Source organism: Agromyces sp. NPDC055658, from assembly GCF_053618155.1.
This window is the reverse complement of sequence record NZ_JBSHHD010000020.1, coordinates 56,799-81,497: the sequence shown is the minus strand read 5'-3', so window position 1 is coordinate 81,497 and position 24,699 is coordinate 56,799. Positions and strand designations below refer to the sequence as shown.

Genomic DNA, 24,699 nt, shown 5'->3' with positions numbered 1-24,699 from the left:
CGGCGTCGGGGGCGGCGGCGCCCCCCGAGGCATCCGCCCGCCCTTCCCACCTCCTCGCGACGCCCCTATTCGACCGCGAGGGCTGCGACCGGCGACACGCGCATCGCGCGACGCGCCGGAGCGATGGACGCGGCGAGCGTGAGCACGCCCGCTGCGACGATGAGCGCGCCGATCATGACCCACGGGATGCCGGGGAAGACGAACACCGGCTGACCCTGCGCGCCGCCGAGCAGCGCCTGGGCGCCCGCCCAGCCGTACCCGAAGCCGAGCACGAGGCCCGTGAGCGTCGCAGCGACGGTGAGGGCCGCACTCTCGACGACGATCATGCGTCGCAGCTGCCGCCGGTCGAAGCCGAGCGCGCGCAGCAGACCGAGCTCCCTGGAGCGCTGCAGCACGCTGAGCGACAGGGTGTTGACCATGCCGATCGCCGCGATGAGCGCGCTGAAGCCGATGAGCACCGTGAAGACCGCGATCGTCGCGTTCAGCATCGGCTCGATGCCGGCGAACACCTCGGGCTGCGCCTTCTGGGCGGCGAGGATCATCGCGCGGTACGACTCCATCGTGACCGAGAACGTCGTGATGAGCGTGACGCCGATGACGAGGCCGATCGTCATGCGCGAGCTTCGCTCGGGGTTGCGCACCGCGTTCTCGGCGGCGAGGCGTGCGGCGGGCGAGCGACCGAACAGACGCCCGACGAGCCGCAGCACGGGCGGCATGACGACGTCGGCGCCGAGCACGACGCCCGTGAACGACACGATGCCGCCGACCATGCCGATGAGCACACCCTCCGGCCGGGTGAGCCCCACGACGACGCCCACCGCGAGCAGGGCCACCCCCACGACGACGAGCACCGCCGCCGTGATGTTGCGGCCGCGGCGACGGCCGACGGCCTCCTGGCTCTGCGGGTTCGCGTTGCCGATCGCCTCGGCCGGGCGCACCTTGAGCACCCGCCGCGACCCGACCCACGACGCCACCCAGGTCGTGAGGGCGACGGCGATCGCCGGCAGCACGACCGAGACGTTGAGGTAGTCGTACTCGGTCTGGGGCAGCATCCCGCTCGCGACCGCGGAACGGGCGAGGCCGTACGCCGATGCCGTGCCGAGCAGGATGCCGATCGCCGCACCCGCGAAGCCGATGACGAGCCCTTCCTTCGCGATCTGGGCGCGCTGGGCGCGTGCGCTCGAGCCGATGAGACGAAGAAGCGCGATCACGCGAGTGCGTCCCGCGACGACCGTCGCGACCGTGTTCGTGGTGACGATCGCGCTCACGTACACGGCGATGACGATGAACACCGTCGCGAGCACGCTGAGCATGAGTGCGACGGTGTCGCTCTCGCCCGTGACGTCGTCCGCCCGGATCGCCGCGGCCAGGAGGCCGGTCACCTGCAGGAGCAGCACGCCGAAGGTGCCGGCGATCGTCGCGACCACGAGCGTCGGCCACTGGTCCCGGAATCGCGTGCGCATCAGGAGGCCAGTTCCATCGAGAGCATGAATGCCGAGATCTCCTCGGGCGTCGACCGGCCGGAATCGCGTACGATACGGCCGTCGGCGAGGAAGAGGATGCGGTCGGCGTGGCTCGCGGCGACCGGGTCGTGCGTCACCATCGCGATGGACTGGCCGTAGGTCGCACTCGCCGCCGCGAGGAGCCCGAGCACCTCGCGGCCGGTGCGCGAGTCGAGGTTGCCCGTGGGTTCGTCGGCGAAGACGAGATCGGGGCGCGTCGCGAGCGCCCTGGCGATCGCCACGCGCTGCTGCTGGCCGCCGGAGAGCTCGTGCGGGCGGTGCGTCAGCCGATCACCGAGGCCGAGGGTGGCGAAGAGCTCGTCGGTCCACTCCTGCTCGTCCTTCGTCGGGCGCCGGCCGTCGAGCTCGAACGGCAGCAGCACGTTGCCGCGGACGTCGAGCGTCGGCACGAGGTTGAACGACTGGAACACGAACCCGATGCGGCGACGGCGCAGCACCGTCAGGGCCGAGTCGCCGAGCTCGGTGATGTCGGTGTCGCCGAGCCAGACGCGCCCCGCGCTCGGCGAGTCGAGGCCGGCCATGATGTGCATGAGGGTCGACTTGCCGGAGCCGCTCGGCCCCATGATCGCGGTGAACTCGCCGCGACGGAGACCGAGCGAGACGTCGTCGAGGGCGGTGACGGTGCCGGCGCCCTGCCCGTAGCGCTTGACGAGGCCGGCGACGCGGGCGATGAGACCGAGGTCGGAGGGTTGGATCTGCATGTCTTCGACGCTACGGATGCCCGGGGGCTGCCTCGTCCGGCTGCAGTCGCGCCCGCGTCATCCTCGAGGATGACGTTGGCGTCAGCCCGCAGCGGGTTCGGTGAGGTCGTGCTCGTACGCGAACACCACGAGCTGCACCCGATCGCGCAGGCCGAGCTTCGCGAGGATGCGGCTGACGTGCGTCTTCACCGTCGCCTCCGACAGGAATTCGCCCGCCGCGATCTCGCTGTTCGAGAGTCCCCGCGCAGCGAGTGCGAAGATCTCGCGCTCGCGGGGCGTCAGGTCGCCCCACGCCGGCGGTGCGGGACGCAGCCCGGAGCCGGCCCCCACATGCGCGAACAGCGCCCGGGTCGCCGACGCGGCGATGACCTGGTTGCCCTGGTGCACGGTGCGGATCGCCGCCAGCAGGAACTCGGGGTCGGCGTCCTTCAGCACGAAGCCGCTCGCGCCGGCGCGGATCGCCCGTGCGGCGTTCTCGTCGAGGTCGAAGGTGGTGAGCACGAGGATGCGCGGGGCCGTGCGCCCCTCGCGATCCGCGTCGGCGAGGATGCGCTCTGTGGCGGCGATGCCGTCGGCGAGCGGCATCCGCACGTCCATGAGCACGACGTCGGGCCGTACCGATGCCGCGAGGGCGACCGCTGCGACACCGTCGCCCGCCTCGCCCGCGACCTCGAGGTCGGGCTGGGACTCGACGAGCATGCGCACGCCGGCACGGAAGAGGGCCTGGTCGTCGACGAGGGCGACGCGGATGCTCATGCGGTCCTTCCGGTTCGGGCGGGGATGCGGGCGGTGAGACGGAAGAGTCCGTCGTCGCCTGCCACCGCCTGCAGGGTACCGCCGGCGAGCTGCGCGCGTTCGCGCATCCCGGGGATGCCGTGGCGGAACGCGTGCGAGTCGGGCGGCGGCACGTCGGCCCGGCGGGCGTTCACGAGTTCGACGGTCACCCCCGCGTCGTCCCACCGGAGCGCGAGCTGCACCGGCTGTGCTGCGTCGCCGTGCCGGAGCGCGTTCGTGAGGCCCTCCTGCACGATGCGGTAGACGGCGATCTGCTGCCCCGTGCCGAGCTCGGGGCGGACCCCGTGCTCGTCGAGGCGGATGTCGAGCCCGGCCGCGCGGACCTGGTCGAGCAGGACGCCGAGATCGTCGAGCACGGGTTGCGGCGACTCGGTCTCGTGATGGCGGAGTTCGGCGAGCAGGAGGCGCACGTCGCCGAGCGCGCCCCGCGCCACCCCGGCGATCGTGCCGAGCGCATCGACCGCCGACTCGGGCTTCGTGCGGGCGGCGAACCGCGCACCGTCGGCCTGCGCGATCACGACCGCGAGCGAGTGGGCGACGACGTCGTGCATGTCGCGGGCGATGCGGTTGCGCTCCTGCTCGACGACCCAGCGGTACTCGGCGAGCTCGCGCTCGCGGTTCGCCACCTCTTCTCGACGCCGCACCTCGCGCGTGTCGCGGACGGCCCGCACGAGGAGGCCGGCGGTCCACGCGAGCACGAGGACCGCGATCGACGCGACGAAGAGCACGCCGGTCAGGATCACCGTGCCGATCGTGTCCTGCGGCGCCGCGAACGTCGCCCCGTCGATGAGCGGCTTCACCCACGCGAGATAGGCGGTCGCGAGCACCGCACCGACCCCGGCCGAGCCGAGCCCGAGCCACTTCACGACGCGCCCGCCGTGCGCCGCGGTCGAGTACAGCACGCCGAGGACCGCCGCGTCGTAGAGCTGCAGGTCGCGCAGCAGCAGCATCTGGGCGAGCGCCGCGACCCACGCGATCGCGAGCGACCAGCCCGGGTCGTAGCGGCGCACCGCGAGCGCCCCGGCGAACACCACGAGGATCAGGACGTCCGAGACGCCGCCGAGCAGCGCGAACGGCAGGCACACGAGCGCGAACACGCCGGCGAGCACGATGTCGGTCGTGAGCTTCGCACGGCTGATCCTGGTGGGCACCGATCCACCGTACGCGCTCGACTGCGCCGAGAGGGGCTCAGCGGCGCGGAATCATCCTCGAGTGGTACGAGAGACGGCGCCCCGATCGCACGCCCTCCGAGGCATCCCCGCCCCGTCGCATGCTCGACTCAGAAGCCGAGGCGGCCGAGCTGCTTCGGATCGCGCTGCCAGTCCTTCGCGACCTTCACGTGGAGGGCGAGGTAGACCTTGCGCCCGAGCAGCTGCTCGATCTGCCCGCGCGCGGCCGCACCGACCTCCTTGAGCCGGGCGCCGCCCTTGCCGATGATGATGCCCTTCTGGCTGTCGCGCTCGACGAAGAGGTTCGCGTACACCTCGACGAGATCCTTGTCGTCCCGCTCGATCATGTCGTCGACCGTCACCGCGATCGAATGCGGCAGCTCGTCGGACACGCCCTCGAGCGCGGCCTCTCGCACGAACTCGGCGATGCGGTCGGTGATGTCCTCATCGGTGAGCGCCTCGGCCGGGTAGAGCGGCTGGTCGGACTCGGGCATGAGGGCGAGCAACTCGGCCACGAGCACGTCGAGCTGTTCGCCTCGCGGGGCAGAGACCGGGATGATCGCGGCCCAGTCGCGCAGCTCGGACACGGCGAGCAGCTGCTCGGCGACCTTGGCCTTCGACGTGGCGTCGGTCTTCGTCACGATTGCGACCTTCTTCGCGCGCGGGTACTGGTCGAGCTGTTCGTTGATGAATCGGTCGCCCGGGCCGATCGCCTCGTTCGCGGGCACGCAGAACGCGATCACGTCGACATCGCCGAGCGTCGACTGCACGAGGGTGTTGAGCCGCTCGCCGAGGAGGGTGCGCGGCCGGTGCAGACCCGGCGTGTCCACCAGGATGAGCTGGCCGTGCTCCCGATGCACGATGCCCCGGATCGCGCGTCGGGTCGTCTGCGGCTTGGAGCTCGTGATCGCGACCTTCTCGCCGACGAGCGCGTTCGTGAGCGTCGACTTGCCGACGTTCGGCCGGCCGACGAACGACACGAATCCGGCACGGTACTCAGTCACGATGGTTCCTCTCCACGGTCTCGCCCCCGTCGAATGCGGCGTGGGCGTCGATGAGGGCCTGGTCGGCCTCGACGAGGATCGTCGAGATGCGCTTGCGCCGCCCCTCGGTGCGCTCGGCCTCGAGGATGAGGCCCGAGACGCCGGCTCGTTCGCCGGGCTGCGGCAGCCGGCCGAGTTCTTTCGCGAGCAGCCCGCCCGCCGAGTCGACGTCCTCGTCCTCGAGGTCGAGGCCGAACAGCTCGCCGAGCTCGTCGATCGGGAGCCGGGCGTTCACCCGGTACCGGCCGTTCCCGAGGGGCTCGACCTGCGCCGCCTCACGGTCGTACTCGTCGGAGATGTCGCCCACGAGCTCCTCGATGAGGTCTTCGAGGGTCACGAGACCGGCGATGCCGCCGTACTCGTCGACGACCATCGCGAGGTGGGTCGACTCGAGCTGCATCTGCCTGAGCAGCGCGTCGGCCTTCATCGAGTCGGGCACGAAGGTCGCCGGCCGCCCGAGCTCGCCGACGGTGACCTCCTCGGCGTCGAGCGGACGCTCGAACCCGAGTCTCGCGAGATCGCGCAAATAGAGGATGCCCGTGACGTCGTCGGCGTCGCGCGCGATCACCGGGATGCGCGAGTACCCCGCCTTGAGGAAGAGCGCCATCGCGTGCGGCAGGTGCGCCGTCGCGTCGATCGTCACCATGTCGGTGCGGGGCACCATGACCTCGCGCACGACGGTGTCGTTGAACTCGAAGATCGAGTGGATGAGCTCGCGATCGCCCTCCTCGAGGACGTCGAGCTCGGCGGCCTCGTCGACCATGCTGAGCAGCTGCTCCTCGCTCGACACCCCCGCGAACCGCAGGCGCCCGGGCGTCACCCGGTTGCCGAGCGACACGAGCGCCCCCGCGAGCGGTCCGATGAGCACCCGCAGGAAGTGCACGAGCGGGGCCGTGAGCCGCAGCACCATGGGTGCGTGCGCGCGTCCGACGCTGCGCGGGCTCGCGCCGACGAGCACGAACGACGCGGCCGTCATGATGAAGGCGGCGCACAGCAGCACGAGCCAGATGTCCTCGATGAAGAAGGTGAACGCGAGCGTCACGAGCACCGCCGCGGTCGTCTCCGCGACGATGCGCACGAAGTTGACGGCGTTGACGTGCGCCCCCGTGTCGTCGGCGATCGCCAGCAGTGAGCGCCGGGCGCGCGACCCGATCGCGAGGTCGGTCAGGTCGGCCCGGCTCGAGACGCCGACGGCCGCGTCGACTGCGGCCATCAGCCCGCCGAAGGCGACGAGCACGAACGCCGCGGCGAGGAAGAGCCAGGGCAGCATGGTCAGCGGCGGCGCTCCTGCATCGAGAAGCCGACGAGGATGTCGCGCTGGATGCCGAACATCTCCTTCTCCTCGTCGGGCTCGGCGTGGTCGAAGCCGAGCAGATGCAGGATGCCGTGCGTCGTCAGCAGCAGGAGCTCGTCGAGCAGCGAGTGACCGGCGGTGCGAGCCTGCGACTCGGCCACCTGCGGGCACAGCACGACGTCGCCGAGGAGCCCGGGCGGAGTCGGCGCCTCCTCCGTGCCCGGGCGGAGCTCGTCCATCGGGAAGCTCAGCACGTCCGTCGGGCCGGGCTCGTCCATCCACTGGACGTGGAGCTGCTCCATCGCGCCCTCGTCGACGAGCACGATCGCGAGCTCGGCGTCCTGATGGACGTGCATGGCGTCGAGCGCGTAGACCGCGAGCCGCTGGATCGCGGCCTCATCGACCTCGATCGCGGATTCGTTGTTGATCTCGATGCTCAAGACGTGCCCTTTCTCGGCAGGTGGTCGCGGGGACCGGCGTGACCGCGCCGTTCGGCGCGATTCGCGAACTCGCGGGCCTCGGCGCGCTCGAAGCGCTGCGCCTGCTGCCGCTGGTCGAACTCGGTGTACGCGTCGACGATGCGTCCGACGAGGGTGTGGCGCACGACGTCGTCGCTCGTGAGGCGCGCGAAGTGGATGTCGTCGATGCGATCGAGGATGCGCGTGACGAGGCGCAGTCCGCTCGCGCCGCCGGGGAGGTCGATCTGCGTCACGTCGCCGGTGACGACCATCTTCGATCCGAACCCCAGTCGGGTGAGAAACATCTTCATCTGCTCGGGCGTCGTGTTCTGCGCCTCGTCGAGCACGACGAACGAGTCGTTCAGGGTGCGTCCGCGCATGTACGCCAGCGGGGCGACCTCGACCGTGCCCGAGGCGAGCAGCTTCGGCACGAGCTCGGGGTCCATCATCTCGTTGAGGGCGTCGTAGAGCGGCCGCAGGTAGGGGTCGATCTTGTCGGTGAGCGTTCCGGGCAGGAACCCGAGCCGCTCCCCCGCCTCGACCGCGGGGCGCGTGAGGATGATGCGATTGACCTCTTTGCGCTGCAGCGCCTGCACCGCCTTCGCCATGGCCAGGTACGTCTTGCCGGTGCCTGCGGGGCCGATGCCGAAGACGATCGTGTTCTCGTCGATCGCGTCGACGTAGGCGCGCTGGCCCTCGGTCTTCGGCCGGATGGTCTTGCCCCGGCTGGAGACGATCACCTGGCCGAGCAGGTCGGAGGGCTTCGCGTCGGGGTCGGCGTCGAGCATGCGGGCTGAGCTCCTCACTTCGGTCGGGGTCGGGTCCTGGTCGCGGCGCACCAGTTCGAGCAGCTCCTCGATCAGCCGGCGTACCCGGCGACGTTCGTCGGCAGCGCCGCGGATCGCGATCTCGTTGCCGCGGACGTGCACCTCGACGCCCGGGTATTCGCGCTGGACGGAGGTCAGCAGTCGGTCCTGGGGCCCCAGCAGGCGCACCATCTGCACCCCGTCGATGCGCAGGCGCTCTTCGTCGACGCCGGTCGCCGCCCCCTCCGGCCCGGTCGGCACCGCGGACTCCGTCGACTCAGGCTCCGGCAAGCGTGCCCTCCTCGAGCCCGCCCGCGAGGACGTGCGCGTGCACGTGGAACACGGTCTGGCCGGCCGAGGCACCGGTGTTGAACACCAGGCGGAACTCGCCGTCGGCGAGGTCGCCCGCGACGTCGCGAGCCAGGCCGACGAGCTCGGCCAGCAGCTCGGGGTCGCCCGCGGCGAGTTCGACCACGTCGCGGTAGTCGCCCGCCTTCGTCGTGACGATCACGTGCACCGGCGCCTGCGGCGCGATGTCGTGGAACGCGATGACGCGCTCGGACTCGGCGACGATGCGCGCCGGGATCTCGCGCGCGACGATGCGTTCGAAGACGGTCGGTTCAGCGCGCGAGTCGGTCATTCCACCATCGTAGCGAGGGATCGCTCACCACCGCCCGAGCCGGACGCTCAGCACGGCGATCGCCGCGGGACCGGCGGTCGAGGTGCGGAGCACCGATGCGCCGAGGCGCACCGTCTCGGCGCCGGCGGCGACGAGGCGGTCGAGCTCGTCGGGCGCGATGCCGCCCTCGGGCCCGACCACGAGCGCGAGGTCGCGGCCGTCGGGCTCGAGCTCGGTGAGCGCCATACGTGCGGTCGGCTCGAGCACGAGCACCCGGGTTCCGGCCAGCCGCGCGGCCAGCCCGGCCGTCGTCGTGACCTCGGTGACCTCGGGCAGCCAGGCGCGGATCGACTGCTTGACGGCCTCGCGCACGATGGTGGCCCAGCGGCGCCTGCCTTTCTCGGCCTTCGGGCCCTCCCACCGCGACACCGAACGGGCGGCGGCCCACGGCACGACGGCGTCGACGCCGAGCTCGGTCGACGCCTGCACGGCCATCTCATCGCGGTCGCCCTTCGCGAGGGCCTGCACGAGCGTGATCGCCGGGGAGGGACGCTCCTCGACGGCGACCTCGTCGGCGACGAACACGAGCTCGCGGGGCTCGGTCGCGACGACCGAGCCACGGACGATCACCCCGCGCCCGTCGCCGATCGCGATGCGCTCGCCCGTGCGGATGCGCGCGACGGTGACGGCGTGCCGCGCCTCGTCGCCCGTGAGCCGCACCTCCGCGCCCGGGGCGAGCGCGCCGAGGTCGAGGGACTCGTCGAGGTACAGGCTGCTCATCTGCGGACTCCGCTCAGCCGAGGAACCGGTCGCGGAGCCGGGCGAACAGCCCCTGCTGGAAGTGGCTGAGCTCGGGCTCGGGCGACCGCTTCGACGCCGCGAACTGCGAGATCAGATCGCGCTCCTTCGACGACAGCTTCGTCGGCGTGACGACCTGCACGCCGATCTTGAGGTCGCCGCGGCCGTTGCCGCGGAGCTTGGTGACCCCGCGGTCCTTCACGGTCAGGATCTCGCCGCTCTGCGTGCCGGCCTTCACCTCGAGCTCGACGTCGCCGTCGAGACCGGGGATCGTCGCGTCCGTTCCGAGGATGGCGTCGGTCATCGCGACCTCGAGGGTCGCGAGCAGGTCGTCGCCGTTGCGGCTGAACACCTCGTGGTTCTTGACCTTGATCTCGAGGTAGAGGTCGCCGTTCGGTCCACCGGCGGGGCCGGCCTCGCCGGAGCCCGGCATCTGCAGGCGAACACCCGTGTCGACGCCCGCAGGGATGTCGACCGGCACCGTACGACGTGCGCGCACGCGCCCCTGGCCCTGGCAGGTGATGCAGGGCGTGGCGATGATCGTGCCGTAGCCGCGGCAGGTGCCGCACGGGCTCGAGGTCATCACGTTGCCGAGGAGCGAGCGCACCTGGCGCTGGATCTGGCCGCTGCCGTGGCAGATGTCGCACGTGACGGGCGAGGTGCCCGGCTGGCAGCACGACCCCTGGCAGGTCTCGCAGCGCACGGCCGTGTCGACCTCGATGTCGCGATGGGTGCCGAAGATCACCTCGTCGAGGCCGACCTCGACGCGGATCAGGGCGTCCTGGCCGCGCTCACGACGCGACCGCGGGCCACGGCTCTGCTGGCCGGCACCGAAGAACGTCTCGAAGATGTCGCCGAAGCCGCCGAAGTTCTGGCCGCCGAAGCCGCCCTGGCCGCCGCCGAGGTCGTACTGCTGGCGCTGCTTGGGGTCGCTCAGCACGTCGTACGCGTGGGTCACCTCTTTGAAGCGCTCAGATGCCTCGGCGCCCGGGTTCACGTCGGGGTGGAGTTCTCGCGCGAGGCGGCGGTACGCCTTCTTGATCTCGTCGGGGGTGGCGTCGCGGGAGACGCCGAGGACCTCGTAGTGGTCGGCCACGGAGGGCTTGTCCTTTCGGTTGCGCCGGTCGGTTCGGACGGCGGCTGGTCAGTTCTCGCCGAGCGTGCGGGAGAGGTATCGGGCGACGGCGCGGACGGCCGCCATGCTGTTGGAATAGTCCATTCGGGTCGGCCCGACGACGCCGAGGCGCGAGATGTCGCGCCCGGGGATCTCGAACGCACTCGACACGATCGACGTCTCGCCGAGGCCGAACGAGGCGTTCTCTCGGCCGATGCGAACGGCGACGGCGTGCTCGTCGGTCGCCATCTCGCCGAAGAGCCTGAGCAGCACGACCTGTTCCTCGATCGCCTCGATCACCCCGAGGATCGACCCGGCGAAGTCCTGTTCGGTGCGCACGAGGTTCGCGGCACCCGCGACGACCAGCCGGTCGCTGCGCTGCTGGCGCGCCTGGTCGGCGAGCGTCGCGGCGAGCGTGTGCAGCACCGCGGCGTGGCGCCGGTCGACGACGTCGAGCTCGCCCGACAGCAGCTCCGAGGCATCCGTCATCGTGGTGCCCGCGACGAGCTCGTTGAGGCGGTGCCGGAGCGACGCGAGCGTCTCGTCGTCGACCGGTTCGGCGAGTTCGGCGAGCCGCTGCTCGACCTGGCCGGAGTCGGCGATGAGGATGCAGAGCACGCGGGAGGGTGCGAGCGCGACGAGCTCGACGTGACGCACCCGTGCACTCGAGAAGCTCGGGTACTGCACGACCGCGAGCTGCTTCGTGAGCTGGGAGATGAGGCGAACGGTGCGGGCGAGCAGTTCGTCGAGGTCGCTCGACTCGCCGAGGAAGGTCTCGATCGCCTGCCGCTGCGCCGAGCTCAGCGGACGCACGTCGGTGAGCTGGTCGACGAAGACGCGATAGCCCTTGTCGGTCGGAATGCGGCCCGACGACGTGTGCGGCGCCGCGATCAGCTCCTCCTCTTCGAGGAGTGCCATGTCGTTGCGGATGGTCGCGGCCGAGACGCCGAAGGCGTGGCGTTCGACGATCGTCTTCGAGCCGACGGGTTCGCGCGAGGCGACATAGTCCTGCACGATCGCGCGGAGCACCGCGAGACTGCGTTCGGAGACCATGGCCCTCGCTTCCTCTGCACGGCTTGGCACTCGATCGATCGGAGTGCCAATCATATCGCGACATCCCGTGACCCGGCCGTTGCCGCGGTCCCACCGGGGCGCTACCGTATGGATGTTCCGCGCGCCGCCCCCGTTCCCGCGGCCCGCGCCTCCACCCGACCGTTCCCGCCCCCGAAAGGCATGCCCATGAGCGACTCCGCACCGCCGCCCCCCGCCCCCGAGCCGCAGCCGGCCGCCCCCCTCGCCCACGACCAGGACGTGCTCTGGGGCTCGCTCGCCCAGCTCGGCGGCATCGTCGGCCCGCTGCCCTCGCTCATCATCTGGCTCGTGTTCAAGGACCGCGGCCCGTTCACGAACGTCGAGGCGAAGGAGGGCCTCAACTTCCAGATCACGGCGATCATCGCGTACGTCGCGATCGTGATCGTGAACATGGTGCTGGCCCTCGTGACCTTCGGGTTCTGGGGGTACGTCGGGTGGCTCCTGCCGACCGCGCTCTGGGTGACCGTCGTCGTGTTCTCGATCCTCGCGTACCTCAAGGCGAAGGACGGCGTGCACTACCGGTACCCCTTCGCCATCCGCCTCATCAAGTAGCCGGTTCGACGACGCATTGCCGAGCGCGCCGCGGGAACTCTTCCGCGGCGCGCTCGTCTGTGCCAGCATGACAGCGACCCGCCGCCGCCCGGCGGCCCGATCAAGGAGAGACCATGTCCGAGGGCACCCCGCCACCTCCCCCGCCCGTGAACCCCTACGAGCAGAACCAGCCGCTCAGCCCGTCCGACGAGAAGCTCTGGGCGACGCTGATCCAGATCGGCGGCATCATCTTCGGCGTCCTGCCGTCGCTGATCGGCTACCTCATCCTGAAGGACAAGGGCCCGTTCGTCCGCGGCCACGCGGCGACGGCGCTGAACTTCCAGATCACGCTGCTCATCGCCTATGTCGTCGGCTGGATCACCGCGTTCATCCTGATCGGATTCATCATCCTCGCCGCGGCGTGGATCTGCTCGATCGTCTTCGGCATCATCGCCGCGATCGCGGCGAACAAGGGCGAGCCGTACGTCTACCCGATCGCGATCAAGTTCGTCAACTGAGCTCGTCCGCACCGGTTCTCGATCCGCGCCCCGCGTCGTCGGGCGCTACTCGACCACCGGAGCGTCGAGCAGCCGCCGCACCACCGCGTCGGCGAGGAGCCGCCCCTTCCGCGTGAGCGTCAGCACGCCGGAGAGGGCGGCTCTCGCGTCGACGAGGCCGTCTGCGATGAGCCCGGCGACCGCATGACGGCCGCCGGTGTGCAGCGAGGCGAGCTCGAGCCCCTCCCGGATCCGCGTCACGAGCAGCACGCGCTCGGTCTCGCGCGTCGGTCCGTCGAGCACTTCGCGGCCCACGGCGGGCGAGATGCCCTTCGCGAGGCGTTCGGCGTACGCCGAGGGATGCTTCGCGTTCCACCAGCGCACGCCGCCGACGTGGCTGTGCGCGCCCGGGCCGACGCCCCACCAGTCGTCGCCCCGCCAGTACCCGAGGTTGTGGCGCGACCGGTGCCGGGTGCCGCGCGCCCAGTTGCTGACCTCGTACCAGTCGTAGCCGGCCGCGGCGAGCGACTCGTCGGCGAGCTCGTACATGTCGGCCTCGAGGTCGTCCGACGGCGTCGCGAGCTCACCGCGGCGGATCTGCCGGGCGAGCTTCGTGCCGTCCTCCACGATGAGCGCGTACGCGCTCAGGTGGTCGGGGCGCTGCGCGATGGCGTGCTCCAGGCTGCGCCGCCAGTCGTCGAGCGACTCCCCCGGCGTGCCGTAGATGAGGTCGAGGCTGACGTCGAGCCCTGCGTCGCGGGCCCACTCGACGACCTGCGGCACCCGCTCGGGGTCGTGCGTGCGGTCGAGCGCCGCCAGCACGTGCGGAACCGCCGACTGCATGCCGAACGACACGCGCGTGAACCCGCCGGCCGCGAGCTCGTCGAGCTCTCGCCGTCCGACCGAGTCGGGATTCGCCTCGGTCGTGACCTCGGCGCCGGGCGCGAGGCCGAACTCGTCGCGCACGGCGCCGAGCATCTCGACGAGGTCGGCGGCGGGCAGGAGGGTGGGCGTGCCGCCGCCGAAGAACACGGTCTCGACCGGGCGGGAGGGGACTTCGGATGCCTCGAGCACGCGCCGCGACATCCTGATCTCGTCGATCGCCTGGCCCGCGTAGTCGGCCTGCCGGGCGCCGCGCAGCTCGTCGGACGTGTACGTGTTGAAGTCGCAGTACCCGCACCGCACCCGGCAGAACGGCACGTGCACGTAGACGCCGAACGCGCGGTCCGCGGCGCCCGCGGCCGCCTGGGCCGGCAGCAGGCCGTCGGCCGGAGCCGGTTCGCCGAGCGGCAGCGCCGAGCCCACGCCTACACGCCGCCGGCGGGGTGGAGCGCCCGCAGCTCCCTGCGGGTGAGCTCGCGACGACGACGACGGGTGGACGGCGAGAGCACGGCGCGCACGCCGCCCGCGGTCGCGAGGATCGAGCGGATGGTGAGCCACACCGTGTCGTCGTCGCGGTGCTCGAGGATGAACGACTCCTCGCCGGTCTCGGCGCCGTGCGCCGTCGTTCCGTAGGCGAAGCCGATCCGGTTCGGTTCGTCGATCACGTAGACGACGAGCACGGGGGTCTTCGCCGTGCCGAACCGCCGCTTGTGCTCGAGCGTCGCGGTCATGCCCGCGGCGATGTACGGGGTGCCGTCGGCGCCGAACCGGTCCTCCGTGCGGGGCGCGGGCTGGTCGGCGAGCGGGGCGCCGGTCGGGTCGAACACGATGCCGGGGTACTGGGCCCCGGTGCCGGCCGACACGTCGGCGATCGTGAACCCGGCTCCCCGTTGGATGCCCCACGTCATGAGCGCCTCGGCCGAGCGGTCGAACCGCTCCTGGCCCGAGCCGAGCCGTACCGCGTCCTCGGCGGGCCGGAGGCCCACCGGCGGGTAGCGGAGGAAATCGGGGTCGAGCGTGGCGCCGATCGCCCCGTAGGTGACCGACTGGTCGGTGAACGTGCTTCTGCGAGTCATCCGTGTTCCTTCGCGCGCGGCGGGCCGCGCGCTACTTCTTGGCGTCCTTCTTGGTCTCGGTGTCGCCCGACAGCGCCGCGATGAAGGCCTCCTGCGGGACCTCGACCCGGCCCACCATCTTCATGCGCTTCTTGCCCTCCTTCTGCTTCTCGAGGAGCTTGCGCTTGCGGGTGATGTCACCGCCGTAGCACTTGGCGAGCACGTCCTTGCGCATCGCACGGATCGACTCTCGCGCGATGATGCGCGCACCGATCGCGGCCTGGATCGGCACCTCGAACTGCTGGCGGGGAATGAGCTCGCGCAGCCGACCGGTCATGAGCACGCCGTAGGCGTAGGCCTTGTCGCGGTGCACGATCGCGCTGAAGGCGTCGACCTGCTCGCCCTGCAGCAGGATGTCGACCTTCACGAGGTCGGCCGCCTGGTCGCCGACCGGCTCGTAGTCGAGGCTCGCGTACCCGGCCGTCTTCGACTTCAGCTGGTCGAAGAAGTCGAAGACGATCTCGCCGAGCGGGATGTTGTACCGGATCTCGACGCGGTCCTCGCCGAGGTACTCCATGCCGAGCAGGCTGCCGCGGCGCGACTGGCAGAGCTCCATGATCGTGCCGACGTACTCCTTCGGGGCGAGGATCGCGGCCTTCACCATGGGCTCGCGCACCTCGGCGATCTTCGCGCCCGTCGGGAACTCGCTCGGGTTCGTGACGGTGACGGTCTTCTTGTCCTCGGTCGTGACCTCGTAGACCACGCTCGGCGCCGTCGCGATGATGTCGAGCCCGAACTCGCGGCGCAGCCGCTCGGTCACGATCTCGAGGTGGAGGAGGCCGAGGAAGCCGGCGCGGAACCCGAAGCCGAGCGCGACCGACGTCTCGGGCTCGTACACGAGCGCCGCATCGGAGAGCTTCAGCTTGTCGAGCGCCTCACGCAGCTCGGGATAGTCGCTGCCGTCGATCGGGTAGAGACCCGAGAACACCATCGGGAGCGGCTCGGTGTAGCCGGCGAGCGCCTCGGCGGCGGGCTTCACCGCCGTCGTGATCGTGTCGCCGACCTTCGACTGGCGTACGTCCTTCACGCCGGTGATGAGGTAGCCGACCTCGCCGACGCCGAGGCCCTTGGTGGGCGTGGGCTCGGGCGCGGAGACGCCGATCTCGAGGATCTCGTGCGTCGCGCGGGTCGACATCATCTGGATGCGCTCGCGCGGGTTCAGCTGGCCGTCGACCATGCGCACGTAGGTGACGACGCCGCGGTAGCTGTCGTAGACCGAGTCGAAGATCATCGCACGGGGCGCCGCGTCGGCGTTGCCGACCGGCGCGGGGATGCGCTCGACGACCCGGTCGAGCAGCTCCTCGACGCCGACGCCCGTCTTTCCGGAGACCTTCAGCACGTCGTCGGGCGAGCCGCCGATGAGGTCGGCGAGCTCGCGCGCGTACTTCTCGGGCTCGGCCGCCGGAAGGTCGATCTTGTTGAGCACTGGGATGATCTCGAGGTCGTTCTCGAGCGCGAGGTAGAGGTTCGCGAGGGTCTGCGCCTCGATGCCCTGGGCGGCGTCGACGAGCAGGATCGCCCCCTCGCACGCGGCGAGCGAGCGCGAGACCTCGTACGAGAAGTCGACGTGGCCGGGGGTGTCGATCATGTTGAGCGCGTACGCACGGCTCTCGCCCGAGGCATCCTCGACCTGCCACGGCATGCGCACCGCCTGGCTCTTGATCGTGATGCCCCGCTCGCGCTCGATGTCCATGCGATCGAGGTACTGCGCCCGCATGTCGCGATCGGACACGATGCCCGTGATCTGCAGCATGCGGTCGGCGAGCGTCGACTTGCCGTGGTCGATGTGCGCGATGATGCAGAAGTTTCGGATCAACGCGGGGTCGGTGGCGGCGGGCACCGGCGGGTTCACAGCTCTCGGAGACATCCTGTCGATTCTCCCATGATTCGGCTTCCGACTTTCGACGGATGCCTCGCGGCGGGCGCCGCGGCTACGCTCGCAGCATGAGCGCGACCCTGCCGAACCCGTCGCGCGGGGCCGAATCGGCGCTGCGCCCGGTGTTCATCGCGCTTCGGCTCGGCCTGCACCTGCTCGTCGTCGGGCTCACGCTCTTCGTCATCGTGCGGGCGCTCATCTCCGACGACACCGACGAGGTGCCGATCACGGTGCTCGCGATCGCGTTCCTCGCCTGCTACGGCGCGGGGGTCGCGACGGCGCACCGGCACCTGCCGACGTGGGCGCGCGTCGTCTGGCTCGTGATGCTCCTCGCGCTCTGGGTCGCGATGTCGGCGCTCACCCCCGACGCCGCCTTCCTCGCCTTCCCGCTGTTCTTCCTCGAGCTGCACGTGCTCGCCGCGCCGATCGCTGTGCCGCTCGTCGTCGTCACCTTCGGCCTCTCGGTCTGGGGCACGGCGAGCCACCTCGGCTACGAGGTCGGCTCGATCCTCGGACCGCTGATCAGCGCGGGCGTCGCGATCGTGATCGGCCTCGGCTACCGCGCGATGGCGCAGGAGACGAGGGAGCGCCAGGCGCTCATCCTCGACCTGATCGCGACGCGCGAGGAACTCGCGGCCGCGAGCCACGAGGCCGGCACGCTCGCCGAGCGCGAGCGGCTCGCCCGCGAGATCCACGACACCCTCGCGCAGGGACTCTCGAGCATCCAGATGCTGCTGCATGCGGCCGAGCGGGACGTCTCGGACGAGAGCGTGCGTCAGAAGCTCGTGCTCGCCCGCGAGACCGCGGCCGAGAATCTCGGCGAGGCGCGCCGGTTCATCCGCGAGCTCACCCCGCCGTCGCTCGACGAGCAGACGCTGCCCGCCGCGCTCCGCCGGCTCGCCGAGGCCGTCGACGACCAGGCTCACCAGTCGGGCGCCGACACGCGCGTCGAGTTCGCGACGAGCGGCGACCCGGTCGTGCTGCCGATGGCGGTCGACGCGGCGCTGCTGCGGATCGCCCAGGGCTCGCTCGCGAACGTCGTGAAGCACGCCGACGCCCGCACGTGCTCGCTCACGCTGACCTACCTCGGCGACGAGGTCGCGCTCGACATCGTCGACGACGGCATCGGCTTCGACGTCGAGGCCGTCGCCCGACGCGCCGCGGCAGCCGCCGCGGACGGCACGACGGCCGCTGCCGGCGAGTACGGCCTCCGTTCGATCCGGCGGCGCGCCGAAGAGCTCGGCGGCCGATCCGACGTCGAATCCGCGCCCGGCGAGGGCACGGCGCTGTCGATCCGCATCCCGGTGGTGCCAGCATGATCCGGCTGCTGCTCGCCGACGACCACCCGGTGGTGCGGGCGGGCATCCGCGCGATGCTCGAACGCGAGGTCGATCTCGAGGTCGTCGGCGAGGCGTCCTCGGCCGAGGACGCGGTGCGTCTCGGCCGGAAGGGCGTCGACCTCGTCCTCATGGACCTCCAGTTCCCCGGCGCGATGCAGGGTGCGGAGGCGACCCGCCGGCTGCGCGCCGAGCCCGACGGACCGAGGGTGCTCGTGCTCACCAACTACGACACCGACGCCGACATCCTCGGGGCGATCGAAGCCGGCGCGAGCGGCTACCTCCTGAAGGACGCACCGCCCGAGACGCTCATCGCGGCCGTGCGCGCCGCCGCAGAGGGCGATCGGGCGCTCGCACCGGAGCTCGCCGCGAAGCTCGACGCCTCCCGCGCCACGGGCGAGCGCCTGACGGTGCGCGAGGCCGAGGTGCTCGCGCTCGTCGCCGAGGGGCGCACCAACCGCGAGATCGGCAAGTCGCTCTTCCTCAGCGAGGCGACCGTCAAGTCGCACCTCGTGCACATCTTCACGAAGCTCGGCGTCGGCTCGCGCACCGCGGCCGTCGCCCGGGCTCGTGAGATCGGGGCGATCAGGGCGGGGTGAGCATGGTCGGCGCCCGCATCGTGCTCGTGCACGGCATCCGAACCTCGGCCACGATGTGGCGGCGGCAGGTCGCCGCGCTCACGGCGCACGGCGTCGACGTCGTCGCGGTCGACCTGCCCGGGCACGGGTCGCGCATGGCCGAGGAGTTCTCGATCGACGCCGCGATGGCGGTGATCGAGGAGGCGCTGAACCCGCCGCAGACCGATGGGACGGCTCCGGATGCCGCGCCGCCGCGTCTGCTCGTCGGCCTCAGCCTCGGCGGCTACCTGTCGATCGAGTTCGCGGCGAGGCATCCGGATCGTCTCGACGGCCTCGTCGCGGCCGCGTGCGGGACCGTGCCTCGCGGGCCAGGTCTCGCCGCCTACCGGTCGATCGCCGCGGCCATCGCCCGTCTGCCCGATCGCGGACGATGGCTGAACGACGCGACCGCCGCCCTCTTCCTCGCGCCCGACGCGCTCGCCGATGTGGTCGCAGGCGGCGTCGCACTCGACGTGATGGCCCCCGCGCTCGCGGCCGTCGGGCACCTCGATCCGGTGGCGGCGCTCGACGCCGTCCGGGTGCCGATCTGGTTCGTGAACGGACGCTACGACCACTTCCGGCTGCAGGAACGGCGGCTGCTGCGCGCGGCGCACGACGCTCGGCTCGTCGTCGTGCCCGGGGCGACCCACCTCGTGAGCCTGACCGCGGCCGACGGCTTCACCGCGGTCGTGCTCGGCGCCGTCGCCGAGCTCGAACGGCGCGCCGCCGCCCGGCACCGCTGACCCGTTCGACCCGAAATGCTTGCCCTCCGCAGGCAACCGACGTAGCGTGTCGTCGGCGCATCGTTCGCATGGATAACCGATGCGCTGCAGATTCAGTGTCGAACCATGCATCGGTCAGGCAACGCCGGCCGGTGCCTCGATACGCATCAGCTGGCGGGGCCGAAAGGTGGTCCCAACGATGGTTCCCTCCCAGCTCTACCGTGCGACCGTCGTCGACACGCCCGTCAGCCCGTTCGAGGGCGGCGAGGCGCGCTACGACGCCGACAGTGCGATCGTCGTCGAAGGCGGCGTCATCCGCTTCCGCGGCGCATTCGACGAGGCATCCCGGCGGCACCCCGACGCGACGGTCGTCGACCTGCGCGACGGCGTGCTGCTTCCCGGGCTCGTCGACACGCACGTCCACTTCCCGCAGCTGCGTTCCATGGCGGGGCTCGGCCTGCCGTTGCTCGACTGGCTCGACCGGTACACCCTGCCCGAGGAGACGCGGTTCGTCGACGACGCGTACGCGCGCGAGGTCGCCCCGCAGTTCCTCAACGCGCTCGCGGCGGCCGGCACGACGAGTGCGCTCGTGTTCGGATCGCACTTCGCCGGCGCCATGCGCGAGTTCTTCGGCGCGGCGTCGTCGTCGGGCCTGCGCATCACGAGCGGGCTCGTCGTCGGCGACCGGATGCTGCTCGACGGGCTCTACACGACGCCCGAGCGAGCGCGTGAGGACGCGGCCGCCCTCGTCGAGGCATGGCACGGCCGGGGCCGCCTGCGCTATGCGGTCACGCCGCGGTTCTCATTGTCGGCGTCCGACGACCTGCTCGCCGCGTGCAGCGACACGTTCGCCTCGCGCGACGACCTCTGGTTCACCTCGCACCTCAACGAGAACCCCGCCGAGGTCGACACGGTCGCGAGCCTCTTCCCCGACCGCCGCGACTACCTCGACACGTACGATCACCACGGGCTCGTGAACCGCCGTTCGGTCTTCGCGCACAGCGTGCACTCGACGGTGCCCGAACTCGCCAGGATGGCGGAGGCGGGCGCCTCGGTCGCGCACTGCCCGACGTCGAACTCGGCGCTCGGCAGCGGGCTGTTCCCGTTGCGTCGCCATCTCGACGCCGGCGTGCGCGTCGCGCTCGGCACCGATGTCGGGGCCGGCAACGGGTTCAGCCTGTTCAAGGACGGCATCCAGGCGTACTTCATGCAGATGCTGCTCGGCCCCGACGGCGTGCAGCTCGAGCCCGCGCATCTCCTCTACCTCGCGACGCTCGCCGGAGCCGAGGCCCTCGGGCTCGACGGTGTCGGCCATCTCGGCGTCGGCATGCAGTTCGACGCGATCCACGTGCGCCCGGCGCCGGGCTCGGCGTACGACATCGTGCTGTCGCGCTCGGAGTCGGCGGGCGACGTGCTCGCTCGCACGTTCGCGCTGGCGACCACCCATGATGTCGCTGCGACATGGGTCGGCGGCGACCTCGTGCACGCGCGCTCGTCGGTCCTCGGCGACGAGGGCGCCTCGGCCATGACCGACCCGGTTCCGCTGCACGGGTGATGCCGGCGGTCGGATCGTCCTGCGACCCGCCCGGCAGTCCCGCTTTGGTGGGCCGCCGGGCGAACTGGTAGTGTTGTGTGTTGGCTTCCGTGTGGGTCCCACCCCGCACGAGACGCCGTGGCGGCCCCTCTACCGTTCACGGCACCTCCCGTACCCGCACGAACGAAAGAATCACACGTGGCAAACATCAAGTCGCAGATCAAGCGCATCCGCACCAACCGCAAGGCCGAAGAGCGCAACAAGGCCGTCAAGAGCGAGCTCAAGACCGTCGTGCGCGCCGCCCGCGAGGCCATCGCCTCGGGCGACAAGGACAAGGCCACCGCCGCCGTGCGCGTCGCCTCGCGCAAGCTCGACAAGGCCGTGTCGAAGGGCGTCATCCACCAGAACCAGGCCGCGAACCGCAAGTCGGCGATCGCCAAGCAGGCCGCCGCGCTCTGATTCTCAGCAGTTTCGCATGAAGGCCCCGCTTCGGCGGGGCCTTCGTCGTCTCCGGGACGGCTCGTGGCCGGCCGTGCTCACCTCATCGCCGCACTCCTTCGAAGGCCAGCCATGCGGCCCGACACCTCGACGCCCGACACTCGACGCTCGAACTCGAGTGCACTTCACGCCTCGAATCGGGCGACGACGGCGCCCCGATACGCGAGGCCTCACGCTTCGGTGCGGGCTCGGAGCGACTAGCGGCGACCGCGGGCGGCGATGACGCCGACGAGGCGCTCGAGTGCGAACACGGGGTCGCGTTCGGCGCCCTTGACCGCTGCGTCGGTCGCGGCGAGGGTCTCGATCGCGACACCGAGGCCCTCGTCGGTCCAGCCGACGAGGTCGCGACGCGCTCGGTCGACCTGCCACGGCGCCATGCCGAGGGATGACGCGAGCTGAGCGCCGCCGCCGCGCGAACCGGACACCTTCGCCATCGTGCGCAGCTTCATCGCGAACGCCGCGACCATCGGCACCGGGTCGGCGCCGCTGTCGAGCGCGTGCCGGAGCGCGATCAACGCCTCACCGTGGCGCCCGGCGATCGCGGCATCGGCGACGGCGAACGCGTTCGTCTCGACCCGACCGCCGTAGTAGCGGGCGACGACCGCCTCGGAGATGTCGCCGGGAGCGTCGGCGATGAGCTGCCGGCACGCGGCCGAGAGCTCGCGGAGGTCGTCGCTGAACGCCCCGACGAGAGCCCGAAGGGCGCCCGGCGCGATCTTGCGGCCGGCCGCTCGGAACTCCGCCGCCGCGAAGTCCTGCTTCTCGGAGTCCTTCTTCAGCTCGGCGCAGACGATCTCGATGCCGCCGCCGGTGCCCGCCCGGATCGCGTCGAGCAGCTTCTTGCCGCGCATCCCGCTTCGATGGCGCAGAACGAGCGTCGTCGAGTCGGCCGGCTGCTCGAGGTAGGCGAGCGCGTCGAGCAGGAAGTCGTCGCTCGCCTTCTCGACCACACTCACCCGGATCAGTCGAGGTTCGCCGAAGAGCGACGGGCTCGCGAGCGTGAGCAGCTCGCCCCGCCGATACCCGTCGGCCTCGAGGTCGCTGACCTCGAGCGCGGGGTCTTCGGCCCGCAGGAAGTCGCGGAGCAGGCCGATCGCGCGTTCAGCGAGCACGTCTTCGGCACCGGTCACGAGCACGATCGGCGCAGGTCGAACGGCGTGCCAGGCGAGTTGCGGGATCGCGACATTCGAACGCGCCGAAGCGCCACCGCGTGCTGCCACCCGTGCCTCCGTTCCGCGCTCCAGTCTACGGGCGGCCACCGACCCCGCCCGCCCGTTCGCTCCAGACCGCGAAGCCGCCGGCGGTCGCGTCGACTGCGATCGATCCCATCTCGTCGGTGCGCAGCGCCGTCGTGCCGGCCAGCTCGAGCAGGTCGAGCGCCCGCTCGGTCGGGTGCCCGTAGCCGTTGTCGGCGCCGACCCCGACGAGCCCGATCGCCGCGTGCAGGCGTTCGTAGAGGCGGTCGCTCTGGTCGGACGACCCGTGGTGGGCGACCTTGACGAGGTCGACGTCGCCGATCGTGGCCGACCGCAGCATGCGATCCTGCGACTCCTCGCCGAGATCACCGAGGAAGACGCCCCGATAGCCGGGCGAGACGAGGTCGAGCACGACGCTCGCGTCGTTGCCGGGTTGCGCCTCGGGCTGCGGCCACAGCACCCGCCAGCTCGACACGCCGAGCGTGCCGTGCACGCCGGCGGTGACCTCGACGGCCCGTGCTCCCGACACGACGAGCGGCTCGAGGACTCGTGACGAGCGATCGCCGTCGAGCGGGCCGTGCAGCACGGTGCCCGCGCGGCCGAGGATCGCCGGCGTTCCGCCCACGTGGTCGGCGTCCCAGTGGGTCAGTACGACGAGGTCGAGACGATCGACGCCGAACAGCTCGAGGCACCTGGTGAGCGCGGCCGCGTCGGGCCCGGTGTCGATGAGGGCGACGGACGTGCTCGAACGCACGAGCACGGCATCTCCCTGCCCGACGTCGCAGGCCGCGACATCCCATTGCGCGGGTCTCGTCGCGCGAGCGACGAGCGGGGCACCGCCCGCCAGGCCGACCGTGATCGCGACGGTCACGACCAGCAGGCTCGCGATCGACACGCGACCGCGTCGCGACAACGGCGGCCCCATCACGAGCCGCAGCGCGAGTACCGTGCACACCCCGAGGAGCACGGCGCCCGCGGCATCGGGGAGCCACGCCAGCCTCCCGCCGGGCAGGGACGCGCCCGTGTGGGCGACGACCGCGATCCATTGCGCGGGCCACCACGCGAGCTGCATCGCCGCGAACCCCACCGAGGGCAGCACCGGCAGCAGCAGGCAGCCGATCAGTCCTGCGATGGTGCCGACGGGCGCCGCCGGTGCCGCCAGCAGGTTCGCGGGAACGCCGTAGACCGCGATCGCCGGGTCGAGCAGCACGAGCACGGGCTGGCAGGCGAGCTGCGCGGCGAGCGGCACGCCCAGCACGAATGCGAGCGGCGTCGGCATCACCCGAGCGAGCGCCCTTGAGAGCGGCGCCGCGAGCAGCAGCAGGCCGGCCGTCGCGCAGACCGACAGCGCGAATCCGTAGTCGCGCGCGTACCACGGATCGACGACCAGCAGCACGACGACGGCCAGCGCGAGGGCCGCCACTCCCCCGCCGGGACGGCCGACGGCCAGCGCCGCCAGCACGACGACGGCCATGACCGCGGCACGCACGACGCTCGACTCGGGGGTCACGAGCACGACGAACGCCGCGAGGGCGACGAGCGCAACGAGCACCCGGATGCCACGGCGCAGGCCCGCCGCGGCGGCCACCGCGAACGCTGCCGCGGTGATGATGGCGCAGTTCGCGCCCGAGACGGCGGTCAGGTGACTGAGCGAACTCGCCTTCATGTCGTCGTCGAGTTCGGCGCCGACCGCGCTCGTGTCGCCGATCGCAAGTCCGGGCACGAGCGAACCGCCGTCGCCGTCGAGACGGGACGCGGCATCGGCGAACCGGGTGCGCAGCTCGCCGCTCCACGCGAGCCACGGCGGCGGCGGCTCGACGACGACGTCGCCGTCGGCATGCAGGTCGAACGCCGCGCGCTCCGCGCCGGGTGATGCGGTCGCCCGGCCGGTGAAGGCGAGCCGTGCACCGAGCTGGAGCTCGGCGGGCACGGCTTCGACGACACCGCTCACCGGGATCGCTCGGGTCGCCCGGCCGTCGACCGCGACCAGCCGGCCCTCGAAACGCAGTGAGGCCGTCGCCCGCGGACGGGGCGCGTCCCCGGTCGCGGTCTGCCCGGCGATGCCGGCCGCTGCGCCGCCACGCCCATCGACCGCCGAAGGGGACGCCGCGGCCGGAGTCGCGGCACCCCCGTCGGTGGCAGGGCCCCACATCGTCATGAGCCGACGCGGCGCCGCGGTCAATTCGACGACCACCGCGATGCCCTCGCGCTCCGCCGCCGCCGTCGCGAGCGGCGACGAACTCCGCGCTCCGAGGGCGCCCGACGCGCTCGTCGCCACGAGCGCGGCGACCGCCGCGCAGACGAGCGCGGTCGCGGCGATCGGCCGCCGCGTGCGGAGCGCGACGACGAGCGCGAGGACCGCCGCCATCCAGGTCGCACCAGCCACGACCCCCGCATCGAGCCCGATGTCCGGGGAGAGCACCGCCAGCCAGGCGCCGGCCCACGCCGTGCAGGCCGGGGCGGCGAGCCGCAGACCGGGCAT

24 protein-coding genes are annotated in these 24,699 nt (G+C 71.7%); 7 read left to right on the top strand and 17 right to left on the bottom strand.

Translation table 11 applies throughout. The annotated features are described in order from the left end of the window. Positions 1-65: 65 nt before the first annotated feature. The 12 genes from ACWGPE_RS11335 to hrcA form a co-directional block, all read right to left on the bottom strand. On the bottom strand, positions 66-1,463 hold the full coding sequence (locus ACWGPE_RS11335; RefSeq protein WP_231431150.1) for an FtsX-like permease family protein: 1,398 nt from the start codon (positions 1,461-1,463) through the stop codon (positions 66-68). Continuing rightward, positions 1,463-2,224: an ABC transporter ATP-binding protein gene (locus ACWGPE_RS11330; protein ID WP_231431151.1), complete on the bottom strand. Its 762-nt coding sequence runs from the start codon at positions 2,222-2,224 to the stop codon at positions 1,463-1,465. The genes ACWGPE_RS11335 and ACWGPE_RS11330 overlap by 1 nt, the downstream gene beginning before the upstream one ends. An 81-nt stretch (positions 2,225-2,305) precedes the next feature. Then, entirely contained in the window at positions 2,306-2,980 is a 675-nt protein-coding gene (locus tag ACWGPE_RS11325) for a response regulator (protein WP_231431152.1), read from the bottom strand. Next, the gene (locus ACWGPE_RS11320; RefSeq protein WP_231431153.1) at positions 2,977-4,170 is read right to left on the bottom strand and encodes a sensor histidine kinase; all 1,194 of its coding nucleotides are present in this window, start codon (positions 4,168-4,170) and stop codon (positions 2,977-2,979) included. Before ACWGPE_RS11320 ends, ACWGPE_RS11325 begins: the two co-directional genes overlap by 4 nt. Positions 4,171-4,298: 128 nt before the next feature. Then, positions 4,299-5,192 (bottom strand): GTPase Era, encoded by an 894-nt coding sequence (gene era / locus ACWGPE_RS11315; RefSeq protein ID WP_376930129.1) that lies wholly within the window; start codon positions 5,190-5,192, stop codon positions 4,299-4,301. Next, positions 5,185-6,501 (bottom strand): hemolysin family protein, encoded by a 1,317-nt coding sequence (locus ACWGPE_RS11310; protein WP_231431155.1) that lies wholly within the window; start codon positions 6,499-6,501, stop codon positions 5,185-5,187. Before ACWGPE_RS11310 ends, era begins: the two co-directional genes overlap by 8 nt. A gap of 2 nt (positions 6,502-6,503) precedes the next feature. Beyond that, positions 6,504-6,965 carry an rRNA maturation RNase YbeY gene (ybeY, locus tag ACWGPE_RS11305; RefSeq protein WP_231431156.1) on the bottom strand — a complete coding sequence of 154 codons (462 nt, stop codon included), beginning with the start codon at positions 6,963-6,965 and terminating at the stop codon, positions 6,504-6,506. Beyond that, complete coding sequence (locus tag ACWGPE_RS11300; RefSeq protein WP_374201121.1) at positions 6,962-8,080, bottom strand: PhoH family protein; 1,119 nt, start codon at positions 8,078-8,080, stop codon at positions 6,962-6,964. The genes ybeY and ACWGPE_RS11300 overlap by 4 nt, the downstream gene beginning before the upstream one ends. After that, positions 8,067-8,429: an HIT domain-containing protein gene (locus ACWGPE_RS11295; protein ID WP_231431157.1), complete on the bottom strand. Its 363-nt coding sequence runs from the start codon at positions 8,427-8,429 to the stop codon at positions 8,067-8,069. The genes ACWGPE_RS11300 and ACWGPE_RS11295 overlap by 14 nt, the downstream gene beginning before the upstream one ends. Positions 8,430-8,453: 24 nt before the next feature. Continuing rightward, positions 8,454-9,188, bottom strand: a complete 735-nt coding sequence (locus tag ACWGPE_RS11290; protein ID WP_452048712.1) for a 16S rRNA (uracil(1498)-N(3))-methyltransferase — start codon at positions 9,186-9,188, stop codon at positions 8,454-8,456. A gap of 13 nt (positions 9,189-9,201) precedes the next feature. Further along, positions 9,202-10,302, bottom strand: a complete 1,101-nt coding sequence (gene dnaJ / locus ACWGPE_RS11285) for a molecular chaperone DnaJ (RefSeq protein WP_231431159.1) — start codon at positions 10,300-10,302, stop codon at positions 9,202-9,204. Positions 10,303-10,350: 48 nt separating this feature from the next. Continuing rightward, positions 10,351-11,373, bottom strand: coding sequence for a heat-inducible transcriptional repressor HrcA (gene hrcA, locus ACWGPE_RS11280; RefSeq protein ID WP_231431160.1), 1,023 nt, complete (start codon positions 11,371-11,373; stop codon positions 10,351-10,353). A 186-nt stretch (positions 11,374-11,559) separates the two neighbouring features. Between hrcA and ACWGPE_RS11275 the strand changes: the two genes are divergently transcribed. Continuing rightward, a complete protein-coding gene (locus ACWGPE_RS11275) occupies positions 11,560-11,964 on the top strand; it encodes a DUF4870 domain-containing protein (protein ID WP_231431161.1) in 405 nt (134 codons plus the stop codon). Positions 11,965-12,077: 113 nt separating this feature from the next. After that, positions 12,078-12,461, top strand: a complete 384-nt coding sequence (locus ACWGPE_RS11270) for a DUF4870 domain-containing protein (protein ID WP_231431162.1) — start codon at positions 12,078-12,080, stop codon at positions 12,459-12,461. Between the two features lie 45 nt (positions 12,462-12,506). On the opposite strand, the gene hemW is transcribed toward ACWGPE_RS11270, so the two are convergent. Genes hemW through lepA form a run of 3 tightly spaced genes read right to left on the bottom strand, consistent with a single transcriptional unit; the run spans position 12,507 to position 16,304 of the window. Further along, positions 12,507-13,745 (bottom strand): radical SAM family heme chaperone HemW, encoded by a 1,239-nt coding sequence (hemW, locus tag ACWGPE_RS11265; RefSeq protein ID WP_452048711.1) that lies wholly within the window; start codon positions 13,743-13,745, stop codon positions 12,507-12,509. Positions 13,746-13,747: 2 nt separating this feature from the next. Continuing rightward, positions 13,748-14,398 (bottom strand): DUF1990 family protein, encoded by a 651-nt coding sequence (locus ACWGPE_RS11260; protein ID WP_231431164.1) that lies wholly within the window; start codon positions 14,396-14,398, stop codon positions 13,748-13,750. Between the two features lie 31 nt (positions 14,399-14,429). Further along, on the bottom strand, positions 14,430-16,304 hold the full coding sequence (lepA, locus tag ACWGPE_RS11255) for a translation elongation factor 4 (protein WP_452048710.1): 1,875 nt from the start codon (positions 16,302-16,304) through the stop codon (positions 14,430-14,432). Positions 16,305-16,381: 77 nt separating this feature from the next. Here lepA and ACWGPE_RS11250 point away from each other — a divergent pair, with 77 nt between their 5' ends. From ACWGPE_RS11250 to rpsT, 5 genes are all read left to right on the top strand, one after another. Continuing rightward, entirely contained in the window at positions 16,382-17,632 is a 1,251-nt protein-coding gene (locus tag ACWGPE_RS11250; protein WP_231431166.1) for a sensor histidine kinase, read from the top strand. After that, positions 17,629-18,249 (top strand): response regulator, encoded by a 621-nt coding sequence (locus tag ACWGPE_RS11245; protein WP_231431167.1) that lies wholly within the window; start codon positions 17,629-17,631, stop codon positions 18,247-18,249. Before ACWGPE_RS11250 ends, ACWGPE_RS11245 begins: the two co-directional genes overlap by 4 nt. Before the next feature lie 2 nt (positions 18,250-18,251). Further along, positions 18,252-19,010 carry an alpha/beta fold hydrolase gene (locus tag ACWGPE_RS11240; protein ID WP_452048713.1) on the top strand — a complete coding sequence of 253 codons (759 nt, stop codon included), beginning with the start codon at positions 18,252-18,254 and terminating at the stop codon, positions 19,008-19,010. A 178-nt stretch (positions 19,011-19,188) separates the two neighbouring features. Then, the gene (gene guaD / locus ACWGPE_RS11235; protein ID WP_452048709.1) at positions 19,189-20,544 is read left to right on the top strand and encodes a guanine deaminase; all 1,356 of its coding nucleotides are present in this window, start codon (positions 19,189-19,191) and stop codon (positions 20,542-20,544) included. A 177-nt stretch (positions 20,545-20,721) separates the two neighbouring features. Continuing rightward, positions 20,722-20,982 carry a 30S ribosomal protein S20 gene (gene rpsT / locus ACWGPE_RS11230; protein ID WP_231431170.1) on the top strand — a complete coding sequence of 87 codons (261 nt, stop codon included), beginning with the start codon at positions 20,722-20,724 and terminating at the stop codon, positions 20,980-20,982. A gap of 236 nt (positions 20,983-21,218) precedes the next feature. On the opposite strand, the gene holA is transcribed toward rpsT, so the two are convergent. Continuing rightward, on the bottom strand, positions 21,219-22,241 hold the full coding sequence (gene holA / locus ACWGPE_RS11225) for a DNA polymerase III subunit delta (protein ID WP_452048708.1): 1,023 nt from the start codon (positions 22,239-22,241) through the stop codon (positions 21,219-21,221). Between the two features lie 25 nt (positions 22,242-22,266). Then, positions 22,267-24,699 carry a ComEC/Rec2 family competence protein gene (locus tag ACWGPE_RS11220; protein WP_452048707.1) on the bottom strand — a complete coding sequence of 811 codons (2,433 nt, stop codon included), beginning with the start codon at positions 24,697-24,699 and terminating at the stop codon, positions 22,267-22,269.

Bases quoted from the DNA above. Each gene is read 5' to 3' on its own strand.
- ACWGPE_RS11335 (WP_231431150.1), bottom strand. From the start codon at position 1,463: ATGCGCACGCGATTCCGGGACCAGTGGCCGACGCTCGTGGTCGCGACG.
- ACWGPE_RS11330 (WP_231431151.1), bottom strand. From the start codon at position 2,224: ATGCAGATCCAACCCTCCGACCTCGGTCTCATCGCCCGCGTCGCCGGC.
- ACWGPE_RS11325 (WP_231431152.1), bottom strand. From the start codon at position 2,980: ATGAGCATCCGCGTCGCCCTCGTCGACGACCAGGCCCTCTTCCGTGCC.
- ACWGPE_RS11310 (WP_231431155.1), bottom strand. From the start codon at position 6,501: ATGCTGCCCTGGCTCTTCCTCGCCGCGGCGTTCGTGCTCGTCGCCTTC.
- ACWGPE_RS11295 (WP_231431157.1), bottom strand. From the start codon at position 8,429: ATGACCGACTCGCGCGCTGAACCGACCGTCTTCGAACGCATCGTCGCG.
- ACWGPE_RS11290 (WP_452048712.1), bottom strand. From the start codon at position 9,188: ATGAGCAGCCTGTACCTCGACGAGTCCCTCGACCTCGGCGCGCTCGCC.
- hrcA (WP_231431160.1), bottom strand. From the start codon at position 11,373: ATGGTCTCCGAACGCAGTCTCGCGGTGCTCCGCGCGATCGTGCAGGAC.
- ACWGPE_RS11275 (WP_231431161.1), top strand. From the start codon at position 11,560: ATGAGCGACTCCGCACCGCCGCCCCCCGCCCCCGAGCCGCAGCCGGCC.
- ACWGPE_RS11270 (WP_231431162.1), top strand. From the start codon at position 12,078: ATGTCCGAGGGCACCCCGCCACCTCCCCCGCCCGTGAACCCCTACGAG.
- ACWGPE_RS11260 (WP_231431164.1), bottom strand. From the start codon at position 14,398: ATGACTCGCAGAAGCACGTTCACCGACCAGTCGGTCACCTACGGGGCG.
- lepA (WP_452048710.1), bottom strand. From the start codon at position 16,304: ATGTCTCCGAGAGCTGTGAACCCGCCGGTGCCCGCCGCCACCGACCCC.
- ACWGPE_RS11250 (WP_231431166.1), top strand. From the start codon at position 16,382: ATGAGCGCGACCCTGCCGAACCCGTCGCGCGGGGCCGAATCGGCGCTG.
- ACWGPE_RS11245 (WP_231431167.1), top strand. From the start codon at position 17,629: ATGATCCGGCTGCTGCTCGCCGACGACCACCCGGTGGTGCGGGCGGGC.
- ACWGPE_RS11240 (WP_452048713.1), top strand. From the start codon at position 18,252: ATGGTCGGCGCCCGCATCGTGCTCGTGCACGGCATCCGAACCTCGGCC.
- guaD (WP_452048709.1), top strand. From the start codon at position 19,189: ATGGTTCCCTCCCAGCTCTACCGTGCGACCGTCGTCGACACGCCCGTC.
- ACWGPE_RS11220 (WP_452048707.1), bottom strand. From the start codon at position 24,699: ATGCCCGGTCTGCGGCTCGCCGCCCCGGCCTGCACGGCGTGGGCCGGC.